Origin of the sequence: Cupriavidus phytorum, from assembly GCF_003254285.1 — a bacterium.
In the GTDB taxonomy this organism is placed as follows: domain Bacteria; phylum Pseudomonadota; class Gammaproteobacteria; order Burkholderiales; family Burkholderiaceae; genus Cupriavidus; species Cupriavidus phytorum.
The window spans coordinates 313,197-339,000 of record NZ_QKZN01000001.1 but is presented as its reverse complement, the minus strand read 5'-3'; the positions used below and the strand labels follow the sequence as shown (position 1 = coordinate 339,000).

General features: G+C 68.5%; 19 protein-coding genes and 1 pseudogene. 8 read left to right on the top strand and 12 right to left on the bottom strand.

The window, feature by feature from the left end:
- Positions 1 to 7 precede the first annotated feature (7 nt).
- From C7416_RS01485 to C7416_RS01455, 7 genes and pseudogenes are all read left to right on the top strand, one after another.
- Positions 8 to 1,279 (top strand): hydantoinase/carbamoylase family amidase, encoded by a 1,272-nt coding sequence (locus C7416_RS01485; protein WP_111517454.1) that lies wholly within the window; start codon positions 8 to 10, stop codon positions 1,277 to 1,279.
- On the top strand, positions 1,276 to 2,319 hold the full coding sequence (pyrC, locus tag C7416_RS01480) for a dihydroorotase (RefSeq protein ID WP_111516789.1): 1,044 nt from the start codon (positions 1,276 to 1,278) through the stop codon (positions 2,317 to 2,319). The genes C7416_RS01485 and pyrC overlap by 4 nt, the downstream gene beginning before the upstream one ends.
- 31 nt (positions 2,320 to 2,350) lie before the next feature.
- Positions 2,351 to 3,772 carry an aspartate ammonia-lyase gene (gene aspA, locus C7416_RS01475; protein WP_111516788.1) on the top strand — a complete coding sequence of 474 codons (1,422 nt, stop codon included), beginning with the start codon at positions 2,351 to 2,353 and terminating at the stop codon, positions 3,770 to 3,772.
- 123 nt (positions 3,773 to 3,895) lie between these two features.
- Positions 3,896 to 5,158: pseudogene (locus C7416_RS01470) on the top strand (malic enzyme-like NAD(P)-binding protein); the annotation flags it as partial.
- Between the two features lie 59 nt (positions 5,159 to 5,217).
- Positions 5,218 to 6,285, top strand: coding sequence for a porin (locus C7416_RS01465; RefSeq protein WP_111516786.1), 1,068 nt, complete (start codon positions 5,218 to 5,220; stop codon positions 6,283 to 6,285).
- A gap of 188 nt (positions 6,286 to 6,473) precedes the next feature.
- Positions 6,474 to 7,034, top strand: coding sequence for a dihydrofolate reductase family protein (locus C7416_RS01460; protein ID WP_111516785.1), 561 nt, complete (start codon positions 6,474 to 6,476; stop codon positions 7,032 to 7,034).
- A 286-nt stretch (positions 7,035 to 7,320) separates the two neighbouring features.
- Positions 7,321 to 8,265, top strand: coding sequence for a DUF808 domain-containing protein (locus C7416_RS01455; RefSeq protein WP_111516784.1), 945 nt, complete (start codon positions 7,321 to 7,323; stop codon positions 8,263 to 8,265).
- Between the two features lie 266 nt (positions 8,266 to 8,531).
- On the opposite strand, the gene C7416_RS29040 is transcribed toward C7416_RS01455, so the two are convergent.
- The 4 genes from C7416_RS29040 to C7416_RS01440 form a co-directional block, all read right to left on the bottom strand.
- Complete coding sequence (locus C7416_RS29040; RefSeq protein ID WP_181461123.1) at positions 8,532 to 8,672, bottom strand: hypothetical protein; 141 nt, start codon at positions 8,670 to 8,672, stop codon at positions 8,532 to 8,534.
- A 102-nt stretch (positions 8,673 to 8,774) separates the two neighbouring features.
- Entirely contained in the window at positions 8,775 to 10,022 is a 1,248-nt protein-coding gene (locus C7416_RS01450; RefSeq protein WP_111516783.1) for a hypothetical protein, read from the bottom strand.
- Between the two features lie 109 nt (positions 10,023 to 10,131).
- The gene (locus C7416_RS01445) at positions 10,132 to 11,997 is read right to left on the bottom strand and encodes an adenylate/guanylate cyclase domain-containing protein (RefSeq protein WP_258400919.1); all 1,866 of its coding nucleotides are present in this window, start codon (positions 11,995 to 11,997) and stop codon (positions 10,132 to 10,134) included.
- A 50-nt stretch (positions 11,998 to 12,047) separates the two neighbouring features.
- Positions 12,048 to 13,418: a FecR family protein gene (locus C7416_RS01440; protein WP_181461121.1), complete on the bottom strand. Its 1,371-nt coding sequence runs from the start codon at positions 13,416 to 13,418 to the stop codon at positions 12,048 to 12,050.
- Between the two features lie 215 nt (positions 13,419 to 13,633).
- Here C7416_RS01440 and C7416_RS01435 point away from each other — a divergent pair, with 215 nt between their 5' ends.
- Positions 13,634 to 14,353 carry a Crp/Fnr family transcriptional regulator gene (locus C7416_RS01435; RefSeq protein WP_111516780.1) on the top strand — a complete coding sequence of 240 codons (720 nt, stop codon included), beginning with the start codon at positions 13,634 to 13,636 and terminating at the stop codon, positions 14,351 to 14,353.
- On the opposite strand, the gene C7416_RS01430 is transcribed toward C7416_RS01435, so the two are convergent.
- The 8 genes from C7416_RS01430 to C7416_RS01395 form a co-directional block, all read right to left on the bottom strand.
- Positions 14,317 to 16,746: a glycosyltransferase family 4 protein gene (locus C7416_RS01430; RefSeq protein WP_111516779.1), complete on the bottom strand. Its 2,430-nt coding sequence runs from the start codon at positions 16,744 to 16,746 to the stop codon at positions 14,317 to 14,319. The two genes, C7416_RS01435 and C7416_RS01430, sit on opposite strands and share 37 nt — an antisense overlap.
- A gap of 48 nt (positions 16,747 to 16,794) precedes the next feature.
- Positions 16,795 to 17,820, bottom strand: a complete 1,026-nt coding sequence (locus C7416_RS01425) for a glycosyltransferase family 4 protein (RefSeq protein WP_111516778.1) — start codon at positions 17,818 to 17,820, stop codon at positions 16,795 to 16,797.
- A complete protein-coding gene (locus C7416_RS01420) occupies positions 17,817 to 19,328 on the bottom strand; it encodes a methyltransferase domain-containing protein (protein ID WP_111516777.1) in 1,512 nt (503 codons plus the stop codon). The genes C7416_RS01425 and C7416_RS01420 overlap by 4 nt, the downstream gene beginning before the upstream one ends.
- Positions 19,329 to 19,404: 76 nt before the next feature.
- On the bottom strand, positions 19,405 to 20,679 hold the full coding sequence (locus C7416_RS01415; protein WP_111516776.1) for an ABC transporter ATP-binding protein: 1,275 nt from the start codon (positions 20,677 to 20,679) through the stop codon (positions 19,405 to 19,407).
- 1 nt (position 20,680) lies between these two features.
- Positions 20,681 to 21,460 (bottom strand): ABC transporter permease, encoded by a 780-nt coding sequence (locus C7416_RS01410; RefSeq protein ID WP_111516775.1) that lies wholly within the window; start codon positions 21,458 to 21,460, stop codon positions 20,681 to 20,683.
- 32 nt (positions 21,461 to 21,492) lie between these two features.
- Complete coding sequence (locus tag C7416_RS01405; protein WP_111516774.1) at positions 21,493 to 22,977, bottom strand: mannose-1-phosphate guanylyltransferase/mannose-6-phosphate isomerase; 1,485 nt, start codon at positions 22,975 to 22,977, stop codon at positions 21,493 to 21,495.
- Positions 22,964 to 24,424, bottom strand: coding sequence for a TolC family outer membrane protein (locus tag C7416_RS01400; protein ID WP_181461120.1), 1,461 nt, complete (start codon positions 24,422 to 24,424; stop codon positions 22,964 to 22,966). Before C7416_RS01400 ends, C7416_RS01405 begins: the two co-directional genes overlap by 14 nt.
- Positions 24,425 to 24,450: 26 nt before the next feature.
- A complete protein-coding gene (locus tag C7416_RS01395) occupies positions 24,451 to 25,803 on the bottom strand; it encodes an HlyD family type I secretion periplasmic adaptor subunit (RefSeq protein WP_111516772.1) in 1,353 nt (450 codons plus the stop codon).
- Position 25,804 lies beyond the last annotated feature (1 nt).

The window sequence follows — 25,804 nt, the reverse complement described above, 5'->3', positions numbered from 1 at the left end:
CATGCCCATGGATATCCTTGAACTCAAGCCACTGGCGGAACAATTGTTCGCCGACATCGGCGCGCTGACGTTCGACGGCGTCGGCATTACCCGCGACAGCTATGGTGCCGGCGAATCGGCCGCGGCCGACTACCTGCGTCGCTTTGCCGGGCAGCACGGGCTGGACGTACAGAGCGATCGCGCGGCGAACCTCTTGTTCGCCCTGCCCGATGAAGATTCGCACGCGCCGGCCGCGTGGGTCGGCTCGCATGTCGATTCTGTCCCACAAGGCGGCAACTTCGACGGCCTCGCGGGAATCGTCGCTGGCCTGCTGTGCCTGATCGCACGCAAGGCGCAGGGCGGGTGCGGCGCCGCGCCGCTGCGCGTGATCGCCTTCCGGGGCGAGGAAAGCGCCTGGTTCGGCAAGGCCTACCTGGGATCTGGCGCCGCGCTGGGCAAGCTTGGCCCGGACGACCTGGCGCTGAAGCACCGCAGTTCGGGCAAGACACTTGCCGATTGCATGGCCGCGGTCGGCGCCGACGTCGAGGCCATTGCGGCACAACAACCCTTGTTCGACCGCGCGGCAGCCTCGGCATACCTGGAATTGCATATTGAACAGGGCCCGGTGATGGTGGCCCGCAAGCTGCCGCTGGCGGTGGTGCCCGGTATTCGCGGGAACATCCGGCACAACCGCATTACCTGCCTCGGCGAACCTGGCCATTCCGGTGCGGTGCCGCGCTGGCTGCGCAAGGATGCGATGTTCGCCGTGGCCGAGCTGATCACGCGGCTCGACGAACACTGGAAGGTTCTGCTCGAGCGCGGCATGGACCTGGTGGTGACCACGGGTGTGGTGTCCACCGACCCCGCGGAGCATTCCATTTCACGGATTCCCGGCAAGGTTGAATTCAGCTTCGAGGTTCGCAGCAAAAGCGTGGACACGCTGGAAGGCTTCTACCAGTTGCTGCGCACGGAGTGCAAGGCCATCAGCCGCGACCGCGGCGTGCATTTCGAATTCGACCGCCGTATCGAATCGGCACCGGCGACGATGGACCCGGCGCTGGCCGGCCTGCTGCACGACGCGTGCGCCGGCGCCGGACTCCCGATCGAAATGGTGCCGAGCGGCGCCGGACACGACGCCGCGCTGTTTGCCAATGCCGGCATCCCCACCGCCATGCTCTTTGTCCGCAACGAGCACGGCTCGCACAATCCGGACGAAGCGATGGACCTGGACGATTTCATGCTCGGCACTCAAGTCATGTATCGGGCACTCGAAGGCATCCGCGCCGGGAGGCAGCCATGACCGTGCAGGCCCTGACCATCCGCCGCCCGGACGACTGGCACCTGCACCTGCGCGACGGCGACCTTCTGCGCGCGGTGCTGCCGGCGTCCGCCAGCCAGTTCGGCCGCGCCGTGGTGATGCCCAACCTGAAACCGCCGGTCACCACCGCGCAAGCCGCCATCGCCTATCGTGAACGTATCGTTGGCGCATTGCCGCCGGGGTCCGCCTTCACGCCGTTGATGACCTGCTACCTGTGCGACACCACCGCCGCGGCGGAGATCCGCGCCGGTTTCGACGCCGGTGCCTTTGCCGCCGCAAAGCTGTATCCCGCCGGCGCGACCACCCATTCCGAGTACGGCGTGACCTCGATCGACCGCATAGCGGACGTGCTGGCGGTCATGCAGGACATCGGCATGCCGCTGCTGATCCACGGCGAAAGCACCGATCCTGCGGTCGATGTCTTCGATCGCGAAGCCGCGTTCCTGCAGGCCACGTTGCGGCCACTGCTGGCGCGCTATCCGCGCCTGAAGGTGGTGCTGGAACATATCACCACCGCCGAAGCGGCCGATTTCGTCCTTTGCGACATCAGCGGCAGGCTGGCGGCCACCATCACGCCGCAGCACCTGATGTTCAACCGCAATGCCATGTTCGCGGGCGGCATCCGGCCGCACTACTACTGCCTGCCGGTCTTGAAGCGCGAGCGGCACCGGCTGGCGCTGCGCCGCGCCGCGACCTCGGGCTCGCCGGCATTCTTTCTCGGCACTGACTCGGCGCCGCACGATACCGACGCCAAGGAATCCGCATGCGGTTGCGCGGGGATCTTCAGCGCGCCGGTCGCCTTGCAGGCCTACCTGACCGTATTCGAGGAAGAGCATGCCCTGGGTCGCTTCGAGGCCTTCGCCAGCGACAACGGCGCGCGCTTCTACGGCATGCCGCCGAACCAGGACACGATCACGTTCCACCGCAGCCCCATGAACGTGCCGCAGCACGTCGAATTACCGGACGGCCGGCGCATCCGCCAGTTCCTCGCCGGCGAGACGCTGCCATGGATGCTGGCCTAGCCCACGCCAACCCCAATCGGATCGCATCACCATGACCAATACCTATCGCACCGAAGCCGACCTGCTTGGCGAACGCCAGGTGCCGGCCGACGCCTACTACGGCGTCCACACGCTGCGGGCCTGGGAGAACTTCCAGATCAGCGGCACGCCCATCTCCTCGTGGCCCGAGCTGATCATTGCACTGGCATCGGTCAAGCAGGCCGCGGCCGAGGCCAACGCCGAGCTTGGCCTGCTGCCTGCGAACCTGCGCGACGCCATCCTGGCCGCCTGCCATGACGTGCGCGAGGGCATGCTGCACGACCAGTTCATTGTCGACACAATCCAGGGCGGAGCCGGCACGTCGACGAACATGAATGCCAATGAGGTCATCTGCAATCGGGCGCTCGAGCACATGGGTCACGGCAAGGGCGAATACCGGTTCCTGCACCCCAACGAGCACGTCAACATGGCGCAAAGCACCAATGACGTCTATCCGACCGCACTGCGCATTGCCACGTACTTTGCCATCGAGCACCTGCTCGAAGCGATGGAAGTCCTGCGCGCCGCCTTCGAACGCAAATCGACCGAGTTTTCCGGCCTGCTCAAGCTCGGCCGCACCCAGTTGCAGGATGCGGTGCCGATGACGCTGGGGCAGGAGTTCTCGACCTACGCGGTCATGCTCGAAGAAGACATCGCGCGCCTGCGCGAAACCGCCTTGCTGATCCGCGAGATCAACCTGGGCGCCACCGCGATCGGCACCGGCATCACCGCGCACCCTGACTATGCGCCGAAGGCCTTGTCCGCGCTGCGCCGCATCACCGGCATCGACCTGTGCCTCGCGCCCAACCTGGTGGAAGCCACGCAGGATTGCGGCGCCTTCGTGCAGATCTCCGGCGTGCTAAAGCGTATCGCCGTCAAGCTGTCCAAGACCTGCAACGACCTGCGGCTGCTGTCGAGCGGGCCGCGCGCCGGCTTTGGCGAGATCAACCTCCCGCCGATGCAGGCGGGCTCGTCGATCATGCCGGGCAAGGTCAACCCCGTCATTCCCGAGGTGGTCAACCAGATCGCCTTCGAAGTGTTCGGCAACGACACCACCATCACCTTTGCCGCCGAGGCCGGCCAGTTGCAGCTCAACGCCTTCGAACCGGTGATTGCCGCCAGCCTGCTCCGCAGTTTCCGCCACCTGAACAACGGCTGCCTGACGCTGGCGCACAAGTGCGTCGACGGCATTACCGCCAACCCCGAACGCCTGCGCGAGACCATCGAGCGCTCGATCGCGCTGGTCACGGCGCTCAATCCCGTGATCGGCTACAAGAACGCGACCTCGGTCGCCGCCGAGGCCCATGCCAGGGGCACCACCATCCGCGAAGTGGTACTGGCACGCGGCCTGATGACCGCCGAGGCGCTCGACGAGGCATTGCGCCCTGAAACCCTGATCCGCCCGCGTGCCGACAAGCTCGGCGGCAAGCCATGAACGGCAGGCACGGCAGGTACGGCGGCGGCGCCGCGTAGCCCTTAACAACAGATCCCTTTCCGGCCGCTCGCCCGTCATCACGGGCGGTGGCCCCCTTTTGCCCGAATTTTCCTCAAACCCACCATGGACGACGCCTTCAAGCAAAGCGCCCTCGCCTACCACTGCACCCCAACACCCGGCAAGATCTCGGTCACGCCGACCAAGCCCCTCGACAACCAGCACGACTTGGCGCTTGCCTATTCGCCTGGCGTGGCCGCCGCCTGCGAGGCCATCCACACCGAGCCTCTCAACGCCCGGCACTACACCGCCCGCAGCAACCTCGTCGGCGTGGTCACCAACGGCACGGCGGTGCTGGGACTGGGCAACCTCGGGCCGCTCGCGGCCAAGCCCGTCATGGAAGGCAAGGCCTGCCTGTTCAAGCTGTTCGCGGATATCGATGTCTTCGACCTGGAGCTGGCGGAGACGGACCCCGGCGAGCTGGTCGATACCATCGCGATGCTTGAGCCGACCTTCGGCGGCATCAACCTCGAAGACATCAAGGCCCCGGAGTGCTTTCACGTCGAACAGGCCCTGCGCCAGCGGATGCAGATCCCGGTTTTCCACGACGACCAGCATGGCACCGCGATCATTGCCGCCGCGGCGATCCTGAACGGCCTCAAGGTAGCCGGCAAGTCCATCGACCGCGTCAGGCTGGTGTGCTCCGGGGCCGGCGCCGCCGCGCTGGCGTGCCTGGACCTGCTGGTCAGCCTTGGACTGCCGCGCGGCCACATCGCCGTGCTGGACTCGCGCGGCATCATCCTGACGGACCGGCATGCGCTCGATCCCAGCAAGCGCCGCTTCGCGCAGGACCCCGCCATCTACGCGGCGCGAACCCTCGGCGAGGCACTGGAAGACGCCGACGTGTTCCTGGGTTGCTCCAGTGCGGGGGTGCTCAAGCCTGCCATGCTGCGCGGCATGCGCGAACGGCCGCTGATCCTGGCGCTGGCCAACCCCGAACCGGAAATCCGCCCGGAAGCGGCGCGCCAGGCGCGGCCGGACTGCCTGGTCGCGACCGGCCGCTCCGACTATCCCAACCAGGTCAACAACGTGCTGTGCTTCCCGTTCATATTCCGGGGCGCGCTCGACGTGGGTGCGACCACGATCACCGAATCGATGAAGCTGGCTTGCGTACACGCGCTGGCCGCACTGGCCGAAGAGGCGCCCGGGCCTGAAGTTGCCGCCGCCTACCCCGGCAAGTCATTGGCATTCGGCCCCGACTACCTGATTCCTACGCCATTCGATCCGCGCCTGATCACCCGCCTGGCACCGGCAGTGGCCCAGGCGGCCGCCGATGCCGGCGTGGCGCGACGTCCGATCGAAGACATGTCGGCCTATCGCGCGCAGCTCGCGGCGCGCCGCCGGCAAGTTTTTCCACACCACACCAACTGAAACAAACGGAGGAGACCATGCATCTGAAACACCGGGCCGTGGCAGCGGCCGCCATGGCCGCGAGCCTTGCACAGCCGGCCCTGGCGCAATCCAGCGTCACCTTATACGGCCAGGTCGACGCCTTCGTCGGCAGCACCCGCGCCCCTGGCGGTGAGCGCACGGCCATCGTCGGCGCCGGCGGCATGCAGACTTCCTACTGGGGTATGCGCGGCACCGAAGACCTCGGTGACGGGCTCAAGGCGATAATCGACCTGAACGGGTTCTACCGCGTCGACACCGGGCGCTTCGGCCGCTCCGATACTGACGGCTTCCTGACCCGCAGCGCTTATGTCGGGCTGCAATCCTCGAAGTACGGCACCGTGCGGCTCGGGCGCAATACCACGCCGTATTTCCTGTCGACGATCCTGTTCAACCCGCTGGTCGATTCCTACAATTTCGGCCCGTCGATTTTCCACACCTACAGGACGGCGACCGATGGACGCGTGTTCGACCCCGGGATCATTGGCGATTCCGGATGGTCGAACTCGGTCGTGTACTCGTCGCCAACCGCCGGCGGCCTGACGGTGAACCTGATCTATGCGTTCGGCGAGCAGCCGGGCAGCAACGGCCAGAACAAATGGGGCGGCAACGTAACCTGGTTCAACGGCGCCTTCGCCGCGACGGCTGCATTCCAGCAGGTCAGGTTCAACGCCGTCCCCGGCGACGTGACTGCTCCCGCGGCCCTCGCCGGTTTCGACAAGCAGACAGCGGCGCAACTGGGCGTCTCCTATGACTTCGGTGTCGCCAAGCTGTTCGGGCAGGCACAATACATCCGTACCGCCATCAACGGCGCGCAGGGCGATATCCGGCACGCGAACGGACAAGTGGGCGCGTCGATTCCTGTCGGGGCGGGCAGTGTGTTGGCCTCCTACGCCTATGGCAACACTCGCAACGAGGTGGCCGGGATGGGCCGGCATACGGCCGCCATTGCCTATGACTACAACTTATCAAAGCGGACCGATCTGTATGCCGCGTATTTCTATGACCGCGTAACAGGGCGGCCGCATGCCGAGACGATCGGTGCCGGCATGCGGCATCGGTTCTAGGGTCAGTACCGCCGGAGTGTTGGCCGTTACGCCGCCACGGACTCCCGTGCAAACGCTTGCCCGAGTCCCGGCCGTGATCAGCCATACAATGCGATGAACGCCTTCGGCTAATCGAAAACGTTCGCCGCGGCGAGGCATTTTTCGACAAGCGATATTCCACCGGACCGCACGACTCGGAGCAGACTCGCATGGGACTTCTAACCTTCAGCCTCAACGTCACCCTGGACGGTTGCGTCGATCACCAGGAGGGTATCGCCGACGACGAGACGCACGCCTTCTTCACCCGCCTCATGGACGAGGCTGGGGCGATGCTGTGGGGCCGCGTCACCTACGAGATGATGGAGAGCTACTGGCCCGCGGTCGCCCGTGGCGATGTCGAGGCGCCCCCGATGGTGCGCGAATGGGCGATCAAGCTGGAGACCAAGCCGAAGTACGTCGTGTCGTCGACGCGAACGGACTTCCCGTGGACCAACAGTCACCACATCGGCGGCGACCTGTGTCCGGGCGTGCAAAAGCTCAAGGACGCGACCCCGGCCGGCGTGCTGCTCGGTAGCGGTACGCTGGCGACCGAGCTGGACCGGCTGGGTCTGATCGACGAGTACCAGTTCCTCGTTCACCCCAGGATCGCCGGCCACGGCCCCACCCTGTACCAGAACGGGCTGCCCGACACACGACGGCTTGAGCTGGTCTCGGCAAAGCCGCTCAGCAACGGCGCAGTTGCCATGCACTACCGGCGCGCGCGCGACTGACCATCGGTTGCAGCGGTCAGCTCGCCACAACAAGCTACCTCCAAGTCGAGATGCCTGCCGGTGCGGAACTGATCGCATGTTTTACAATCTCGCCGGCTAACCCCTGAAACCACGCAGTACCGGCACATTCCCGAAGGCCAGGCCACCATTGACGATGCCGGCCGGCGCGATATGCAACGGCGACCGGTACAAAACCTGCTTTAGCGGATCCACGACATCGAGGAGCATGACCGAATGACCAACCGGCTGCATCAGCGGCAGCGTTGCCGCGCGCGGAGGCCCTGACATGGCGGGTTCGAGCTTGCTGGTATTGATCGACGATATCGCCACCATCCTGGACGATGTCGCCGTCATGAGCAAAATGGCGGCCAAGAAGACCGCCGGCGTGCTGGGCGATGACCTGGCGTTGAACGCGCAACAGGTCAGCGGCGTGAAGGCCGAGCGCGAGCTGCCGGTGGTCTGGGCGGTCGCGCTGGGATCGATCCGCAACAAGGTGATCCTGGTGCCGGCGGCACTGGCGATCAGCGCCTGGGCCCCGTGGGCCGTGGTGCCGTTGCTGATGATCGGCGGCGCGTTTCTTTGCTACGAAGGCTTTGAAAAACTGGCACACCGGTTCCTGCACAGCAAGGCCGAGGACGCCGCCCACCACGCGCGCGAAGTCCAGGCCGTGGCCGACCCCGCCGTCGACATGGTGGCCTTCGAAAAAGAGAAGATCAAGGGCGCAGTCCGCACCGACTTCATCCTTTCCGCGGAAATCATCGTGATCTCGCTCGGCACCGTCGCCAACGCGCCCTTCGGCCAGCGGCTCGCCGTCCTGTGCGCGATCGCGGTCATCATGACGGTCGGCGTCTATGGCCTGGTGGCCGGCATCGTCAAGCTCGACGACGCGGGCCTGTACCTGAGCAAGCAGGCATCGGCGGGACTGCGCTGGCTGGGGCAGGGTCTGCTGCGGCTGGCGCCGCTGCTGATGAAGACCTTGTCGTTTGCCGGAACGGCGGCGATGTTCCTGGTGGGCGGCGGCATCCTGATGCACGGCATCCCGGCCATGCACCACGTGACCGAAGCCGCCGCACTGGCCGTGGCGTCGGTGCCGGCAATCGGCGGTGTGCTGGCGGTGCTGGCGCCGGTGGTGATCGACGGCATTGCCGGCATCGTCGCCGGCGGGCTGGTGCTGGCGGCGGTGAGCCTGGTGAAGGCGGGGATGCGGGCGGTGCGGCCTTCGGCGCGGTAGGCGCCGGCGGGCCGGATGCGCATGTGACCCCACCTTGGGGGGATCTCGAACAGATCCGCCTGCCGGTGTGACGCGCATCACCGGCAGGTCTGGCCCGCACACCTAGAATCCTTCGCAACGGTCTTCTCTACGGCCGTTAATCCCCGCACTTTCCGCCAGTTGCTCCCTGGGGCACTGGCGGCATTTTTTGTGCACCTGGTGCAAGCCCGCACCGGGTTCCATGGCCTGCTCGGCCAAGCCGGCGAAACAGGAAATAGATTTCTGGTTCAACGCATCCAGTACCCGACCGCCAGCGCCACGACAATGGCCAGCACAAGAAGGACAGGCACGGTGCGGTTGCGGCGGCCTCGCCTCGGATAGCGATGGAATTCGCCCAGGCCGCCGTTGGTGAGTTTTTCCCAATCCATGAGAAGCGCAAAGTTTCCATATCAGGCGCAGCAGGCGATTGTGGCAGCGCCAGCTGCGCGATACTGTGCCCGCCGGCACAATCGCGCAGTCTGTCGCACCGCTCAGAACTCCATCAGCACGCCGGTGCTGATGGTGCCGGCACGGTAGCGGAACAGGGCAATGGAATCGTCGGACTGCTGGTACAGGCCCTGGACATAGAACGACAGATCGGGCGCATGGCGATAGGTGTAGCGCAGCAGGACCTGGCCGAGCACCTGGCGTCGGCGCGTGTCGCCGAACAATGCGCGGAAGTAAGGCTGGCGATCGCGCAGTTCCTGGCGCTGCGCAAGCGCCACCATCAGGTGGCGCGGATGTGGCAGCCATGTCAGGTTGGCAAGGATGGCGTAGCCGTCGCGGTCGCCTCCCGCGCGCTCGTTGCGCGCCAGATCGCGGATGACACCGACCGCGGCCGACACCTGCATATTTGGCGTAAGGTCCAGGCGCCCGCGCAGACGCAGGTCGTGGCGGTGCGCGTCGAAGGCATGACCGTCGGGATAGCGGTCGAGTGCCATGCTGGTATCGATACCGACCCGGTAAGGCTTGCCTGCCAGCTGGCGCTCCGGCAGCCAGTAGCCCAGCAGCATGCTGCCGCCATACTGGTACGGCCGCCCGCCCAGCCATGTATAGCCAAGCGCGGCCTGTCCCTCCACCAGCCCGGCGCGAGTTTCGCTGCCATAGTGGATGGCCAGGCTTGTGCCGTACTGGCTATAGTCGTGGCGCCGGGCGTATTGCCGGATCGAGGCGCCAGCGGACACGTTCAGCCCTTCGACGCCGCCGGTGCCCCAGTTCACGCTGCCATCCATGCCGGCAAAGCGGTCCGCCTGCGCCAGCTGGGACGGCTGCAGCAACAGGTATGGCAGTTGCGCACCGGTTGCCAGCGGCACCACCGGATTGCGCGGGCCATAGTTGGCGTTGGTGGTGTAGCCGGCCTGCAGCGATAGCTGACCGCGCACACGTGGGTCCGGGCGCCTGCATCCGCCCCGCACATAGGAATCGATCAGCACCCGGATCGCCGGCGGCACATCGGCGCCGCCTTGCAACCGGGAAAACTGCGTGAAGGCGCGCTCGCGCTCGCCCAGTTCGCACAGGGCAATGGCGATGTCGAGCCGTGCGCCGGCGTGCGGCAGCGGCAGCCGCTCGACATCCAGCAGCAGCTGCCGCGCCGCATCGAAGTCGCCGTCGCGCATCGCGCCGTGGACCCGCTGGTAGAAGGCTTCGTAAGCCCCGCCCGCGTCGAAAGCCGCCGCGGGCAATTCTGCGACGATGCCGCCCGGGGATGCCGGCTGGTGCGGCGCCACCAGATCCGGCATGGCGGGCCGGACCGGCAGTACGGGCTGAGCCGAGTGCGCCCATTGCGTCGCACCGGCAGCACACATCAGCATTGCGCACAGCTTCGCCCGCGTGCACCGGGCACGCGCATCACGCAACAGCCGGCTCCGACAGGTCGAAAGGCTGGGGATATGGCCGGCCGCGGACTGCGTAAATCTGCTCGGCCCGGCTGCGCCCGCGCAAGCGCGCGCGGCCGACCGGCTCCAGCACGTGGCGCTGCACCAGCGCCGCGGTTCCCTCTCCCACCAGCAAGTCGGCCGAGACCGCCTTGCACAGGTCCTGCAGGCGCGAAGCGATATTGACCGTATCGCCGATGGCCGTGTAGCTCTTGCGCAGCGGCGAGCCGATCTCGCCAACCACGGCGTCGCCGCTGTGCAATCCGATGCAGATGCGCACCGGCGCCAGCCACGGGCATTCGGCCTGCAGCCGCGCGTTCAGCGTCGGCATGCCGGACAGGATGGCGCAGGCGCATGCCAGGCCGCGATCCGCGTGGTCGGGCTGATCGAGCGGGGCGTTCCAGAACGCCATCACCGCGTCCCCGATGTACTTGTCCACCGTGCCGCCGGCGGCGTGGATCTGCGCGGTCAGCGCTTCCAGCACGATCTCGGTCACCTTGACCAGCCGCTCCGGCGCCATGGTCTCGGCCAGCGCAGTGTATCCCTCCATGTCGGCGAACAGCACGGTCAGCGTCCGGCGCATGGGCAGCATTGCCTCGTAGCCGCGCTCGCGCAGCAAGGCTTCCATCACCGCGGGGGGCAGGTAGCGGCGGAACCGGCGCTGGAACTGCCGCGCCTGCGCGCGCGCCAGCGCCCACTCCGCCGGCGCCTGCAAGACCAGCAGCATCAGCACGGCCACCACGGGCAGCACCGCGGCGCGCCCCGCCGCGCCCGGCGGCAAGCCCAGCAGCACCAGCAGCCATAGTCCGGCCATGCCGGTCAGGGCGCCATAGGCCGCCAGCAGGTTGCCGCCGCGCGATAACCAGGCGAGTCCAAGCACCGTAGCAATGGTCCAGGCCCAGCCCAGCCACGGCAGCATCAGCCGCGGCGAGGGCGCCGCGGCTTCCGCCAGCAGCCAGTCGAGCATTTCGGCATGCGCCATCACTCCCGGCAGGCGTGGATCGTGCGGGCTGACGACATGGTCCGACAGGCCGAGCGCCGACGCCCCGACCAGCACATAACGTCCCGCCAGCGCTTGCGCCGGCACGCGCCGGGCCAGCACGTCGACCGCGCTGAATACCGGAAACCCTGCGCTCGCATGGCGCCACGGAATGGGCACGAAGCCGTCGGCCTCCCTGGCCGCCGCCATCAGCGGCGCCAATGCAGGCCAGGGCAGCGCCGCGGGCAAGCCAGGCCTGGCGCACAGCAGGGCTGCCGCCGCCAGCATCGGATACTGCTGGCCCGCATAGCCGATTACCGGCGCCATGCGCCGCACCACCCCGTCGGCATCCACCTGGGGCGTGATATGGCCGACGCAGTCGCCGGGGGCGGCGGCGAAGAAATTGCCGAGATGGCCCGTCGCGGCCGGCACCCCGGCCAGTCCTGCGGCGGTCGACGGTTCGGCCGACGCCGGCAGCGCGCCCCCGGGATGGCCCGTCCGCACCGCTGCCGGCGTCAGGTAGAAGGCCTGCGAAAACACCATCCGGTGCTGCCTGGCAAGCGTTAGCAAGGCGGCGTCCGCGGCGGCATCCCGGGGCTCCGGAAATACCATGTCCAGCGCCACCACGCGGGCTCCATGCCGCGTGAAGAGCTCGCCGGCCAGGCCGGCGACGACTTCGCGCGGCCATGGCCAGGGCCCGACGACATCCAGGCTGGCCTCGTCGATCTCGACCACCGCGACATGCGCCGACTGGCCCGCGGACGGCCCCAGCCGCCAGCGCAGGTCCGCCATCAAGTCCTCCAGGCGGTGAAACCAACGCGGCGACCACGTGCCGCTGCCAAGCAGGGCGCAGGCACCCAATACCAGGGCGAACAGGCCCGGGCGCAGCCAGTCGCGCGGCGTGGCCGCGCCTAGCGCCCCCAATTTGTCGCCCCGACCGCAGTCTGCCCGGAGGCGCCGATCTCGCTGCTGAACACGTAGCCGGCCTGCGACGCGTCGGTGCCGGCCAGTGCGCCGCGCACCGTGGCATTGCCCGCGGCCTGGTCGCTGCGCATCATGCCGTCGGACGTCACCGAGCCTTGCGCGCGCATCTGATGGGTGAGCTGGCTCGTACTGACCGTAAGGCTTGTGTCGAAGCGGCGCTTGCCGAAGTCGACTACCAGCGAAGGATCGGCCACGGTCGCTGCGGTCGCCTTGCCGTCGCCCACCACGTAGGCCTCGGCGCCCTTGAGCTGAAAGCCGAACACCCCCTTGACCGGCATCGTCATCGGCTCGCGCGTATCGCGCACCAGGGCGAACGGGCCGAAACCGCCCATCGCAACGATGTCGTGGACGCCTGCGCGAAGTGCCTCTAGGGTGGTGTCCGCCGGCAAGCTGGCCAGGGCCTGGTAGCGGCCCCAGAACAACTTCTGCGATTCAGGCGGAGGTGGGACGGGCTGCGGGCGCACTACCGGCGCCTCCGGCGCGGGCGGGGTGTTGGGACGCGGCTCAGGCAGCAACCTGACAGCGTCGTCGAGTATTTCCATCTCGTTGGCGGTGACCACCGCCGGTGCCGCCGGTGCGCTAACCGCAGAGGTCCTGACCTGTCCGCCGGCGGCGCTGCCCTCGTCCTTGCCGGGCGGTGCCACCGCCTCCGGCGACAGGTGCTGGAACTGCGGTCCGAGCAGGGTCGGCTGGGTCTCGCCATGGCGCAGCTGCAGGATGCTGCCGCCGGCCTGGCTCGACAGCCCTATGCCGCCATCGCACGGGCCCACGTCCGCTGGCCGGCAGCCTGCAAGGAACGGCGACATCACAATGCCGCCGGCGCGCACGCTGGCGCGCGTGGTGCGGGCGTCAGTGAAGACCGAGAAGTCGGTGCCGCGGATGCCGATCGCCGCCACCGGGGTATTCATGCGGAAGCGCTCCCGCGCCGCCTGGGCGCCTTCGCCGGAGATGGTGCGCACCACGCCGCGGTTCAGCCTGAGCTTGATCTGGGTATTGCCCGGCGCGGCGCTGTCGTAGGCATAGGCCTCTATGGTCAGGCTGGAGTTCGGGCGCAGGCTGACAAAACCTCGGTCCACCGTGTTGACGTAGACGTAGCCGTCGCTGCCGGTCTCCAGCGTCGCGCCTTCGTGCAGCACGCTGCCGGCCTGCAGCGGCTGGCGCTGGCCACGAGCCTCGACCCAGGCGCTGCCGGCCACCACGGCGATCTTGCCCACCTCGGCCGGTCCCTGCGCCCAAGCCAATATCGCCCAGCCGATCGACAGGCAGCCGATCAGCATTCCCCGGTTCAACGTTTTCATTGCAACCCCTTCTGACTTCGGCGCGGCCCTGGGGACGCACGCCGGCCCCTGTGCGGGTCGCCCCGGAGGCTCCCGCATCGTCGACAGGCTGGCAATGATGATGACCGAGCCATGCCCGGTGCTTTGTGACAGGAGTCACAAACGCGGCCAACGCGGACGTGTTAGCTTGGATGTGGGGTGACAGCTATGTAACGTCCATGTCTAGAATTTCAGCAATGAAGCCGCTTGAGCTGCTCAGGCGACAACGTCTCCTGGCCGGCCTGGATGACGAAACGCTGCTCGAGCTGCAGGCCGAGATCCGGATCCAGCGGTTTCGCAAGCGGGAATTTGTCGTCCACCACGGCGCCGCCGGCGATTCGCTGATGATGCTGCTGAGCGGCCGGCTGCAGGTCATCGCACTGGCGGAGGACGGGCGCGAAGTGGGGCTCGATTTCGTCGAGCCAGGCGACTATTTCGGGGAGCTTTCCATCATCGACGGCCTGCCCCGCTCCGCCTCGATCGTCGCCAGCGTCGATTCGCTGGTCGGCTTCCTGCCGAGGCAAAAGGCGAAGTGGTTGTTCTACAACCACCCCAGCGTGATCGAGACACTGCTGCAGAAGCTGTGCAATACGATCCGCCAGGCCTCCAGCTACCGTTCAATGCTCGGCATGAACCGGGCCTACTCGCGCGTCTATGCGATCCTGATGAGCGCCGCGCGCAACCCCACAGGCAACCTGGTCACGATCGAGAACCTGCCCAACCAGCAGGGCATCGCGATCATGGCCAATGTCAGCCGTGAAACCGTGTCGCGCGCGATCCACGCCCTGGTCAGCACCGGTATCGTCCAGAAAGACCTGCGCCGGCTGATCGTGCGCGAGCCGGTCATCCTGGAAAAGCTGGCCAAGGGCGAAGCCGAGATTCAGGTACGCAAGAAGCCCGAGGCAAAGGCGGCGTAGCGCTCGCCGATCTTGCGCCAGTCGCCGCTCGCGGCGACCTTGGCGCGCGCCGAGCCGACCAGCGCGTCCTGGCGGGCGGGGTCGAGCGCGCGCGCGGCGCACAGGGCGCCGGCAAGGTCGTCGGCCTCGATCGGCACGAAATCTTGCCACGCCGACAGGCCGCTGCCGCGCGCGCCGAACGCCGTGCTCAGCACCAGCAGGCCGCTGGCCGCGTACTCGGCCAGCTTAAGGTTGGTGCCGGAGCCGGCCCGCACGGGATTTAGCCCGTAGTCGGCCAGGCCGAGCCACAGCGACTTCTCGGCCGCATCGACCACCCCGAGCATGGCGACATTGCCGGGTCGCGCCTCGGCGTCGATCATGCCGCAGACCGAACCCATGATGGCAAAGTCGAGCGCCCGGCTGCGCGCGGCCGCCGCCAGCACCAGCATGGCGGCTTCAAGATTGGGGCCGTGCGCACTGCCCATGAACAAGGCCAGCGGCCGCTCCTTGCCCAGGCGGCGCCCGCGTGCCTTGCGTTCGGCGAGCGCCACGAACGGCGTCTCGGCAATCTCGATGCCGTTGGCCAGCACCGCCACCGGCGTTCGGTCGAGCTGGTACAGCTCGCGCAGCCGCTCGGCGTCGAGCTCGCTGCAAGCGGTCACGCCGCACGCCTGCTCGGCACACTGGCGCTCGAAGTGCCGCACCAGCTGTGCCGCCCACGCGTGCCGGCCATACATGCCCGCCTTCAGGTCGTACTCGACATTGTGCGCCTCGTACAGGTGCGGACGCGGCGCGCCGGCAGCCTGCAAGGCAGGGAAGCCGTACGGATGCGCGCAAACCGCCAGCTCCGCGGTGCGCAGTTGCTCGCGCAGCGCCTCGAGCCACTGCGGCACGCTGTCGGGGTGCATCGCTGCGGCCAAGTCGCCCGCCGACACGCCAAGCTTTTGTTCGAGGTCCCGGGCCTGCTCGCGCAGGCGCGGCGTCACCGGCACCACCTCCTCCACCACCCCCGGTGCCAGCGGCCTGGCATGGCGCGGCATGGCGGTGTCCGCCAGGTTGACGAAGCGCACCTCGAATGCCTGCGCCAGGTGGCGGTACAGGCCGAACAGCCGCAGCTTGCCGCCGCTGACCACCGGTTCGACCGGGAACGTGTTGACGACCACGATGCGTGGCTTGGCCGGCCGTGCCACATGCGCCGCGCAGGGCGCCGGAGCGCACGCCGACGCAGCAGCGGGGGCAGTACCTGACAGCAGCCAGTCGCCAAAGGCCTGCCAGTGAATCGCCGCCGCGCATTCGCGCGCGCGCCCGCCCATGGCCGCGACACCGGCCGGGTCCGCTGCCAGCCGCGCGATGGCCGCGCCGAGCGACTGCGCGTCGGGGGCCGCGATCACGCCATTGACGCCATCCTCGATCAGCTCGGTGGGTCCGCCGCTGTCGCTGACGGTCAGCACCGGCCGGCCGCACAGCATCGCCTCCAGCGTGATCAGGCCATAGTCCTCCTGGTACGGCACGAAAGGGACGAATGCCGCGCGAGCATAGGCCTGTGCCAGTTCCGCATCGGTGAGCCTGCCCAGAAACTGAATCCCGTCGTGACTCGCCGCGCGCGCGCGCAGAGCCTTTTCTTCCGGGCCGGCGCCGGCGATGCGCAGCGGCAGCGTCGCACCGCTGCGCAGATAAGCATCGATCAGCAAGTCGATACGCTTGCCCCCCACCAGCCGACTCGCGGTAAAGATGCCGGCGTCTTCCGGCAGCGCGGCGGGCGCCAGCCCCTCCAGCCCGGACGGGTGATGGCACACCTCGACATGGCAGCCGGCAGGAAAATGCGAAGCGCGCTCGCGCACCGTGCGCGAGATCGCCGCGTAGCGCCGGATATGGCCGGGCTGCATGCCGATGCGGTCGAGCAGGTGCACTACCGCGCGCGCGAACGTCCCGGGAAAATGCAGCAGTTCCGGCGGCGCATCAGCGCGCGTCAGCGCGGCCAGCAGCGTCTCGGCTACCTCCGCCGCATCCAGGCTTTCGCCGCCGTGGCCCGCCAGCAAGGCGGCCTCGAGCACCGGCGGCAGCCGCAGGCGCGCCACTGCGGCGGCGTCCGGCGGATGCGCCAGGTGCGCCGGGCACGTGTCATAGAGGCCGCGCAGCTTGTGCTGCAGGTAGACCATGTGGTTAGGGTGCCGGACCATCCACGCCGGGTACTTGGTGCTGATGACCAGGTCGAAGTGGCTCAGGTCCAGCCGCGCGAAGGTGCGGTAACTGCCGATCAGCTCGACCAGGTTGCGCTCCGGGCTTGGCAGCTTGATCAGCTCGGCCACCACGCCCGCGCGCCGGTTCAGCTCGCGCAGCATGCCCCACCACAGGTTCTCGGCGCCGCCGATGATGAAAGGCACCGGACTCGGTGCCACGATCGCTACTCTCATGTGTTCCGCCCTACCATGATGTGGTCAGTTGTCTGCGCGGCGCGCCGCTCACGACGTCAGCGTCGCGACCACGTGTTCCCAGCCGATGCCGCGCGCCAGCAGCATCTGCCGGCCCGCCACGCCCATCTCGGCGGCCTGCGCCGGGCGGGCCGCGATGGCTTCCAGCGTCGCGGCGAGCGCGTCCGGATCCGGCGGTACCACCCAGCCGTTCTCGCCATGCCGCACGAACTCGAGCGGTCCGCCGCCGTCGCTGCAGACCACCACCGGCTTGGACGAGAGCATCGCCTCGAGCGGCACATAGCCGTAGTCTTCGTCGCGCGCGGGGAAGCACACGGCCAGCGCGCGCGCATAGAAGTGCAGCTTTTCCTGTTCGCTGATCTCGCCCAGCAGCGCCACGCGGTGGCCAACGCCCAGCGCCTCGATCCGCTGGCGCAGCATTTCCATCTGCCCGCCGGTGCCGGCCAGCACGATCGACAGCCCGGCGCGCAGCCGCGCCGCGGCCTCGACCAGCAGCGCCTGGCGCTTGAGGGTCTCGAGCCGGCTCGGCATGAAGATGAACGGCAGCGCCGCTTCGCAGCGGAACTGCCCCGCCAGCGGCGGCGGGTGATAGAGCGGCTCGGCCTCGATCTGGTTGTACTGCCACAGCCGCTGCGCCACGCGCTGCGAGTTGGCAAAGCGCCGGCGCGCGCGGCCCAGGCCGGCGTTGTCGAAGGCAATCACGCGCTCGCGCAGGCGCCGCAGCGAGGGCGTGGCCGCGGCTTCGGTGTACAGGTCGTACACGGCGCGATGCTGGTGCATCACCCACACGTGGTGCTCCGGATGCGCGAGTCCCCAGCCCGGAAACTGCAGGCTGATCACGCGGTCGATCTCCACGCCGTTAGGGCGGTGCATGTCGATCGCCGCGGCATGCGCCATGGCCTGCTCGACGGCATCGTCCGGCCCGAAGCGGAACGGCAGCCGCAGCACCTCGAGCGCGTGGCCGGCTTCGCGCAGCGCGGCGGCGAGATTGGCGATGTGGTATTCAGCGCCGCCGTGCAGGAACGGCACCAGGTTCGCGGTCAGCAGGATCTTCACGATGCGGCGGCTGCGTGCAGCGTCGTCGGCGACGCCGGCGGCAGCAGCGGCTTGCGCGCGATCAGCGCGTAGTCCTGCGGTCCGCACAGGTGGCCGTTGACGCGCTCTGTCAAGGGGTCGTCGCCCGGCACCTTGGCCGATGCCGGATAGGGATTGAGCCGCAGCACCTGCGGCGCCTCGAAGCCATGGAAAGCCAGCAGGAACGACAGCGACGTCGGCGTGACCGGGTTGCGATGCGAGAAATCATGATAGAAGGTGTGGCTGCCCACCAGCAGGTTCTCGGGATTCGGCGTCTCGAGCAGGATCGAACCGCCCGGCGCCAGCACCCGCGCCGCATTGGCGATCATCGCGTACAGCACCTCGAACGGCAGGTGCTCGACCACATGGAAGGCCGTGATCGCGCCGAGAGCGGCGGCCGGCATGCGCGCCAGCGCTTCGACGCCGTCACAGGCGTCCACTTCCAGCCCGCGGCCGCGGCAGAACGCGACCATCGCGCTGTTGAGGTCGACGCCGCGCGCGGCAATGCCGCGTTCGGCCAGCAGTTCCAGCCATTCGCCCCGTCCGCAGCCGATATCGAGCACCGGGCCGGCTTGCGCCTCGCGCAGGGCCGCGATCCAGCCGTCATAGGCGCGCAGCTTGCGGCGGATCTCCTCGCGCGAGCCCCGGTTCGCGTCCTCGAAGGCCATGTAATAGGCCTCGATCTGCGCGCGCAGGTCCGCGCCGGATGCGGCCTCGCCGCGCGCGTCCGTGCCGGCGCCGTAGTGCGGCAACAGGCCCGGCGCCGGCGGCGCGGTACGGCGCTCGCCCATGCGCGACAGGCGCTCGTGGGTCAGCTCGGCCGAGAGCTTTTCCAGCTGGTCTTCCAGCGCGTCGATCCGCGCGCGCGCGTCGCGCTGTTCGCGCAGCGCATTCAGCACGCTGCCCGCAATAGCCTCGATCGGCTTGCGCCAGCCACGCTGCGCGCGCAGCATGCCGTCGCGTTGCCGCTGCAGCGCGTCGGCAAGCCAGATGCCCGCCGCCTCGCGCCGCGCCAGGCGCTGCTCGTAGCGGCAAAACGCATGCCGCGCCAGGGTGCCCAGCCCCAGTCGCTGCGCCAGCCGCGCCGCCAGGTACCGTGCCAGCAGCCCGCCGCCGCCGGCCAGGCGCACGCCGCGGCGGCGGCCCTCGGCCGAGCTGCGCAGCTGTGCCGCGATCCACAGCCGGCTGCCGGTAAGCGCCAGCACCGCGGCGTAGTGGGCGGCGCCGGCATCGTCCGGCTCGCGCCCCAGCAGCACCCGGTAGGCGTACCCGACAAACTCGGCCCGCGGGATCGAAAGCAGGTGCACCGGATGCAGCGCCCCGTCCGCGCCGGCATAGACCAGTTCGGGCAGTGCCGGCTCGGGCAGGCTCAGGTAGTCAGCGGACAACGGATCGAGCGCGCTTGCCTTGCCGTCGGCCGCGGCGGCCTCGGCGCGCACCCGTGCGACCAGCGCCTCCAGCGCCGCGCGCGCCTGCGCTCGCGCCTGCAAAGAGTCGGCGTCGCTCGCGGCGTGCCCGGGCCCTGCCGGCGCGCGCGGTTCGGACGGCTCGGATAACGCATGATGCTCATGAGGCAAAGGGAATCTCCTTGTCGGCGTCGGCACCGGCACGCGCGCGCTGCGGCGTCGCGCTGAAGCTGACCGGCAGCTCGCACAGCCCCGCAAAAGCGCGGGTGCCAAATGCCGACACTTCGAATTCGAGCGCGTTGTCCAGCCAGTGCTGGCAGTTGTGAAGGTGGGTCAGCTCCGAATGGACCGCGAGCGTGACCGAATAGTTGCCCGGCGCCAGCCGCACCGGGAAGTCAAAGCGGCATTCCGATACCGTGCTGCGGCTGAACGCGACACGGCGTCCCAGCAGGCCGGTATTGGTGCCGAAGATGTCCTGGCCGAACCGGTCGCGCAGCAGGAAGCCGACATTGAGCGCCACGTCGTCATCCGAGGCCACGGCAAGCCGCAGGCTGACCGCGTCGCCGCAGACGAACTTGCGCGTGTCCCGGCCTTGTCCGTCATGCAGCGTCGCGGCTACGATGCGCGTGCGCCGTTGGCCGTAGTCACCATCGCCATCGCCCTCGCGCACTGACATCTGCATGCCGGCGGGAACCCCGGCAATCAGCCGGAAATAGCGGCTCACGGCCTGCTCCGGCGGGCCATCGAACAGCAGCCGCCCCGCTTCCAGCACCACCGCGCGGTTGCAGACCAGCTTCACCGCGTTGACATCGTGCGAGACAAAAAGGATGCCACCACCCTGCTCACGGAACTCGCGGATCCTTGCGATGCACTTCTGCTGGAAGCGGGCGTCGCCGACCGACAGCGCTTCGTCGACGACAAAGCAGTCGGGGTCGGCGTGAATGGCGATGGCAAAGCCGAGTCGCATCGTCATGCCCGACGAATACGTGCGCACCGGCGCATCGATGAACGGCCCCAGCTCGGAGAAAGCGACGATGGCGTCCAGCTTGCGCCGCACTTCCGCCGCACCCATGCCCAGCAGCCTCGCATTGACCTCGATGTTGTCGCGCCCCGACAGGTTGGGGTCGAAACCGGTGCCCAGCTCCAGCAAGCCGGTAACGCGGCCCGCATGCCGGATCGTGCCGGCATCGGGCAGCAGCACCCCGGTCACCAGCTTGAGCAGGGTGGACTTCCCCGCACCGTTGCGCCCGATCACGCCGACCGCGTCGCCGGGCCTGACCTCCAGGCTGATGCCGTCGAGCGCCTGGTGGTCGCGATGGCAGGCGCGGCGCAGCAGCGCTTCCCTGAGCCGGTCCGCGGGCGATGCGTAGAGGCGGAACGCCTTGCTGACGCCCGTCAGCGCGAGCAGAGGCGCGGTGGATGCAGTGCCAGGCATGTCAGAGCAAATCCCGTAGTTCGCGTTCCAGCCGCCGCTTCATCCAGCGCGCGCCCAGCAGCAGAGCAGCCGCCAGCAGCGCCAGCGCCGCGAGCGGCGCCGGGGCCGGCAGCCGCGCGCCAAGGATGATGACGTGGACCGCGTCGATCGCCCAGTACGCCGGGTTGAGCGACAGCAAGCTGCGCGCCCACGGCGGCAGGATTTCGGGCAGGTAGACCACCGGCGTCATCCAGAAGCCGAACTGCAGCGCGACGGCGACGATATTGCGCACGTCCGGCAGGAACACCTCGAGCATGCCCAGCACGATGCCGGCGCCGTAGGCGAACGCGCCCAGCAGGCCGATCACCGCCGGCAGCGCCAGCCATGCCGGGTTGAACGGAAAACCGATCACGGCCAGGTACGCGGCATAGAGCGCCATCGATATGCCGTAGACCGCCAGCTCCACCGCAACCACGTGCAGCGGCATCAGCCCCAGGCTCACCGGGACCTTGCGGATCAGGTGTGCCTTGGCGGTATAGACCGTGGACAGGCGCGACAGCGTGTTGGCGAACAGGTTCCATGCCAGCATCCCGCCGATCAGATAGACGGTATAGGCGTAGGGGCTGGCATCGTTGCCGAGCCGCGCCCGCATCAGGTGCGAGAAAACGGTGCTGAACACGACGATCAGGCACAGCGGGTGAATGATCAGCCAGCCCATGCCGAACAGCTGCCCCTGCTGGCGGTCCACCAGCTCCTGCCGCGCGAACAACAGCATCGTTGAAAGTGCCTGGCGCCTAGCCATGGTATCGGTTCCCTCGTCTGCGATTGGCCGCTTCAGGCATGGCGAGCCGAGGCCTGCGCCGGCGCACGGCCATAGTTGTCTTCGAAGCGCACGATGTCGTCCTCGCCGAGATAGTTGCCGCACTGCACCTCGATCAGCACCAGCTCGCCGCTGCCGGGGTTGTGCAGCCGATGCTTCTGCCCCGCTGGAATGTAGGTGGACTGGTTGGCCAGCAGCCGCGCGCGCTGCGTGCCGTTCTCGACCAGCGCCTCGCCCGACACCACGATCCAGTGCTCGTAGCGATGCGCATGCAGCTGCAGCGACAGCGACTGGCCGGGCGCGACCACGATGCGCTTGACCTTGAAGCGCTCGCCCTCCACCAGCACGGAGTAGGCGCCCCAGGGCCGCCTGACCGTCCGATGGTGACGGTAGGCGTCGTGCCCCTTGCGCTGCAGCGCCGCGACGATATGGCGCACGTCCTCGGCATGCTCGCGGTGCGCCACCAGCAGCGCGTCCTCGGTGTCGACGATCATCAGGTTGTCCAGGCCGACGGCGCCGACCACGCGTTCGCTGCGGATATAGCAGCGGCGGCTGTTGTGCAGCACGGCGTCGCCACTGACGCTGTTGCCGTCGCCATCCTGCGGCAGCAGCGCGCTTACGCTCGACCACGAGCCGACATCGCTCCAGCGCATGGTATTGCGCACCACGGCAACGCGCTGGGAGCGCTCCATCAAGGCAAAATCCAGCGACTGCGCACGCACGGACTCGAACGCCGCCGGGTCGAGCTCGAGCGAAAGCTGGTCGCCGGCGCGCAGCTCGCGGCCGCTGCGGACGCTGCCGGCGGCCTGGTCGGCGATATCCGAGGCGTAGCGCTGCAGTTCCGCCAGCACGGCGCCGGCCGAGAAGCAGAACATGCCGGAATTCCACAGGTAGTCGCCACTGGCCAGATAGGTCCTGGCCAGCTCCAGCGCGGGCTTCTCGACGAAGCGGCACGCCAGGTGCGCCAGCTCGCCCGCCGCGCCGATTGGCGGTCCGGCCTGGATGTAGCCGTAGCCGGTCTCCGGCGCGGTAGGCGCCACGCCGAAGGTTGCCAGCCACCCCTGGCGCGCCACCTGCGCCGCCGCGGCCACGGCCTCGACAAAGCTCTCCAGCGGCTCGATCAGGTGGTCGGCGGGCAGCACCAGCATCAGCGCATGGTCGCCGTGCCGGCGCGCGACCCAGCTCGCGGCCGCGGCAATCGCGGCGGCGGTGTTGCGGCCCACCGGCTCGAGCAGGAAGCTGCACGGCATGGCGCGCGCCTCACTGCGCGCCAGGATGTCGCGTGCGAGAAAGTAGATTTCGCGGTTGATGACCGTCACCACCTCGCGCACGCCAGGCAGCGCCGCGACGCGATTGAACGTCTTCTGCAGCAGGCTCTCGCCATCCGCCAGCGTCATCATCGGCTTGGGGAAGGTTTCGCGCGACACCGGCCAGAGCCGGGTGCCGGCACCACCGGAAATCACCACCGGGACCAGTACCGGCAGGTCAGTGTTGTCCATGTCTGGGGTCTCCAAAGGGCTTCGTTCCTGCTGATACGTCCGGCAACCGGTTCGCGGCCACGCGTTCGCGCCGTCCGGGCCGCTCCGGCTGGGCCACGACGGCGTCGCCCGAAAACTGCCCACTGGCATCGCGCACGTCCTGCTCGGTCAGCTGGCCCGCCGCAAACAGCAGCCGCAATCGCGTGACGACGTTGGTATAGCGGGCGCGGGCCAGGTTGCGGCGCGCGGTATGGAGCTGCTGCTGCGCATTGAGCAGGTCCAGGTTGACGCGCATGCCCGCCGCGATGCTCAGGCGCGTCGCGCGCAGCAGTTCCCGCGCGGCCTGTTCCGCCTGCTCGTAGGCGCCGACCTTGACCACGCTGCTGAGGGCCAGGTCGAACTGCTTGCGCACCTCGTCCGTGACCTCGGTACGGCGCCCGTCGAACTCGGCCATCGCCTTGCGGTAGTTGGCTTCGGCCTGGCTGACCTGGGCGCTGACGGCACCGCCGCTGAACAGCGGCAAGGCCACCTGCAGTCCGACGTACGCGGTGTCGTATTTGGTATTCAGCGTGTTGACGGTTTCCGACTTGTTCTCGCCGTAGCTGGCCACCAGGTCGACCCTGGGCAGGTGGCCGGCACGCGCGCGGCCGATATCCTGCCGCGCCGCTTCCACGCCGTGCTCGCGCGACTGCAGCTCGGGATTGTTGGCGACGGCGGCATCGGTCCAGTACCCGATATCGGCCGGCGCCGGTCCTTGCGCGCGGAACCCCGGCGACAATGTCGCCAGCAGGCGGTCCTGGCCGCCCTGGCTGGCACCGAGAATCGCGTCCAGGCGCTTGCGCGCGGCCGTCAGGCCGTCGCGTGCCTCGATCACCTGCGCCGCCGCGAGGTCGAGCCGGGCCTGCGTCTCGACGATGTCAGTGCGGGTGCCTTCGCCCTTGTCGAAGAAGCGCCAGTTCTGTCTCAGCTGCTCTTGCAACGCGTCGCGCTCCGCCTCGGCCAGCGCGATCACGTCATGGGCCTCGAGCACCTCGGTGTAGGCTGTCACCACGCGCAGGGCCAGCTCCTGGCGGCGGCTGTCGAACAATGCCGCGCTGGCCTGCGACTGCGCTTCGCCCTGGCGGAAGCGCGACCAGTAGTCCCAGTTGAACAGCGGCTGGCGCAGCTGCACCGCGCCGCTGTAGCTGCGATAGAACTCGGTGGTGGTCTGGTCGCCGAGGCGTGGGCCGGCGTAGCGGGTGATGTCCGAACGGTTGCGCGCCCAGTTGTAGGTGAACTGGACCTGCGGCAACAGGAAGGAGCGCCCGATCACCCGGTACTGCTCGCCGGCGGCGGCCTCTTCAATCGCCGCGCGGTAGCGGGGATCCTGCGCGAGCGCCAGCTGATAGGCATCGAGCAGCGTCATGGCCTGCGCCGCGGCAAGCCCCGGCGCGCACAACAGGCAAGCGGCGGCGAGCGTGGCAAGCACGCCGGTTCCAGCGCGAACGACCCGCATCATTCCTCCGTCAGCGCCGTTCTCGCGCGATCGGCTACCGGCTTGAACAGGTAGCTGAGCATGGTGCGCTCGCCGGTCTTGATAAACACCTCCACCGGCATGCCGGGCCGGACCTGGTGGCCGGCAAGCCGGTTCATGCCATCCGGCGTCACTTGCGCGCGGATCTTGTAGTACGGCGCGCCCTCTTCCTCGGTCAGTCGGTCCGCCGAGACGACCGAGACCGCTGCCGGGATGCGCGGCGTGCGGCTCTGGTTGAACGCGGTGAACATCAGTTCCACCGGCAGGCCGCTGTTGACCTTGTCGATCAGGTTGACCGGCACCCGGGCCTCGACTTCGAGCGGCTCGCCGTCAGGCACCACATCCATCAGCCTGGCGCCGGGCGCGACCACGCCGCCCTGGGTAAAGATGGCAAGCCCCACCACCGAGCCGGACACCGGCGCACGCACCTGTGTGTTGGCCACGTCGAAGTCGAGTCCCTCCAGCCGGCTGCGCAGCATGCGCACATCGCGCTGTGCTTCGCCCAGCAGCGTCCGCACTTCCTTCTGTTCCTGCTCGCGGCGCAGGCTCGCGCGGATGCGCAGTTCGGTAAGCTGGCTCTGGGTGCGGCCGATGGTGCCCAGGTCCGCCGAGATTTCGCCGTTGACCTGCGCGTAGAGCCGTTCCGTGTCGAGCAAGCGGTTGCGCGGCAGGTAGCCTTCGTGCGCCAGCTCGCGCATGTTCTGCAATTGCTCGCGCAGCGCGGCCAGCTGCTGCTGCTTGTTCTGGCGCGCATCGCGCAGCCCGTTGAGCTGGGATTGCAGGCCCGTGATGCCCTCGGCAATGGTACCGAGCTCCTTCTGCAAGGCCTGCCGGCGCGAGGCAAAGAGCTGCCGCTGCACGGCGACCACCTCGGCCACGCCGGAATCCGATGCGGCCTCGCGTTCGAGCCCGCCGAAGTCGATCTCGGCAAGGCCGTCGCGCTCGGCCAGCAGGCGCGCCTCGACTGCAAGCGTGGTCAGCAACTGCGCCCGCGTCGCCTCGGCCTGGGCACGCGCCTGCGTATGGTTCATGGTGACCAGGACCTGCCCCGCCATGACCTTGTCACCGTCCTTGACCAGGATCTTCTCGACGATGCCGCCGCTCGGGTGCTGCACCACCTTTCGATTGCCCGAGACGATGACCGTGCCCGCCACCGGCACGCCCTTGTCCAGCGGCGCCAGCGCCGCCCACAGCAGAAAGCCGCCGAGGCCGCCGGCAATCACGGTCCAGCCGATGCGGCTGTAGCGGCGTGCCGGCGCCGCGGGTGCGGGTGCAGGCGGGAATGGCTGCGCGGCGGCGGCCGGCGGCAGCGACGATGCATGGTTGGAAGACATA

Coding starts and splice junctions, on each gene's coding strand:
- C7416_RS01440 (WP_181461121.1), bottom strand. CDS start 13,418: ATGAAAACGTTGAACCGGGGAATGCTGATCGGCTGCCTGTCGATCGGC.
- C7416_RS01460 (WP_111516785.1), top strand. CDS start 6,474: ATGGGACTTCTAACCTTCAGCCTCAACGTCACCCTGGACGGTTGCGTC.
- C7416_RS01405 (WP_111516774.1), bottom strand. CDS start 22,977: ATGGACAACACTGACCTGCCGGTACTGGTCCCGGTGGTGATTTCCGGT.
- C7416_RS01430 (WP_111516779.1), bottom strand. CDS start 16,746: ATGAGAGTAGCGATCGTGGCACCGAGTCCGGTGCCTTTCATCATCGGC.
- C7416_RS01485 (WP_111517454.1), top strand. CDS start 8: ATGGATATCCTTGAACTCAAGCCACTGGCGGAACAATTGTTCGCCGAC.
- C7416_RS01450 (WP_111516783.1), bottom strand. CDS start 10,022: ATGCCGGATCTGGTGGCGCCGCACCAGCCGGCATCCCCGGGCGGCATC.
- aspA (WP_111516788.1), top strand. CDS start 2,351: ATGACCAATACCTATCGCACCGAAGCCGACCTGCTTGGCGAACGCCAG.
- C7416_RS01435 (WP_111516780.1), top strand. CDS start 13,634: ATGAAGCCGCTTGAGCTGCTCAGGCGACAACGTCTCCTGGCCGGCCTG.
- C7416_RS01395 (WP_111516772.1), bottom strand. CDS start 25,803: ATGTCTTCCAACCATGCATCGTCGCTGCCGCCGGCCGCCGCCGCGCAG.
- C7416_RS29040 (WP_181461123.1), bottom strand. CDS start 8,672: ATGGATTGGGAAAAACTCACCAACGGCGGCCTGGGCGAATTCCATCGC.
- pyrC (WP_111516789.1), top strand. CDS start 1,276: ATGACCGTGCAGGCCCTGACCATCCGCCGCCCGGACGACTGGCACCTG.
- C7416_RS01465 (WP_111516786.1), top strand. CDS start 5,218: ATGCATCTGAAACACCGGGCCGTGGCAGCGGCCGCCATGGCCGCGAGC.
- C7416_RS01415 (WP_111516776.1), bottom strand. CDS start 20,679: ATGCCTGGCACTGCATCCACCGCGCCTCTGCTCGCGCTGACGGGCGTC.
- C7416_RS01455 (WP_111516784.1), top strand. CDS start 7,321: ATGGCGGGTTCGAGCTTGCTGGTATTGATCGACGATATCGCCACCATC.
- C7416_RS01410 (WP_111516775.1), bottom strand. CDS start 21,460: ATGGCTAGGCGCCAGGCACTTTCAACGATGCTGTTGTTCGCGCGGCAG.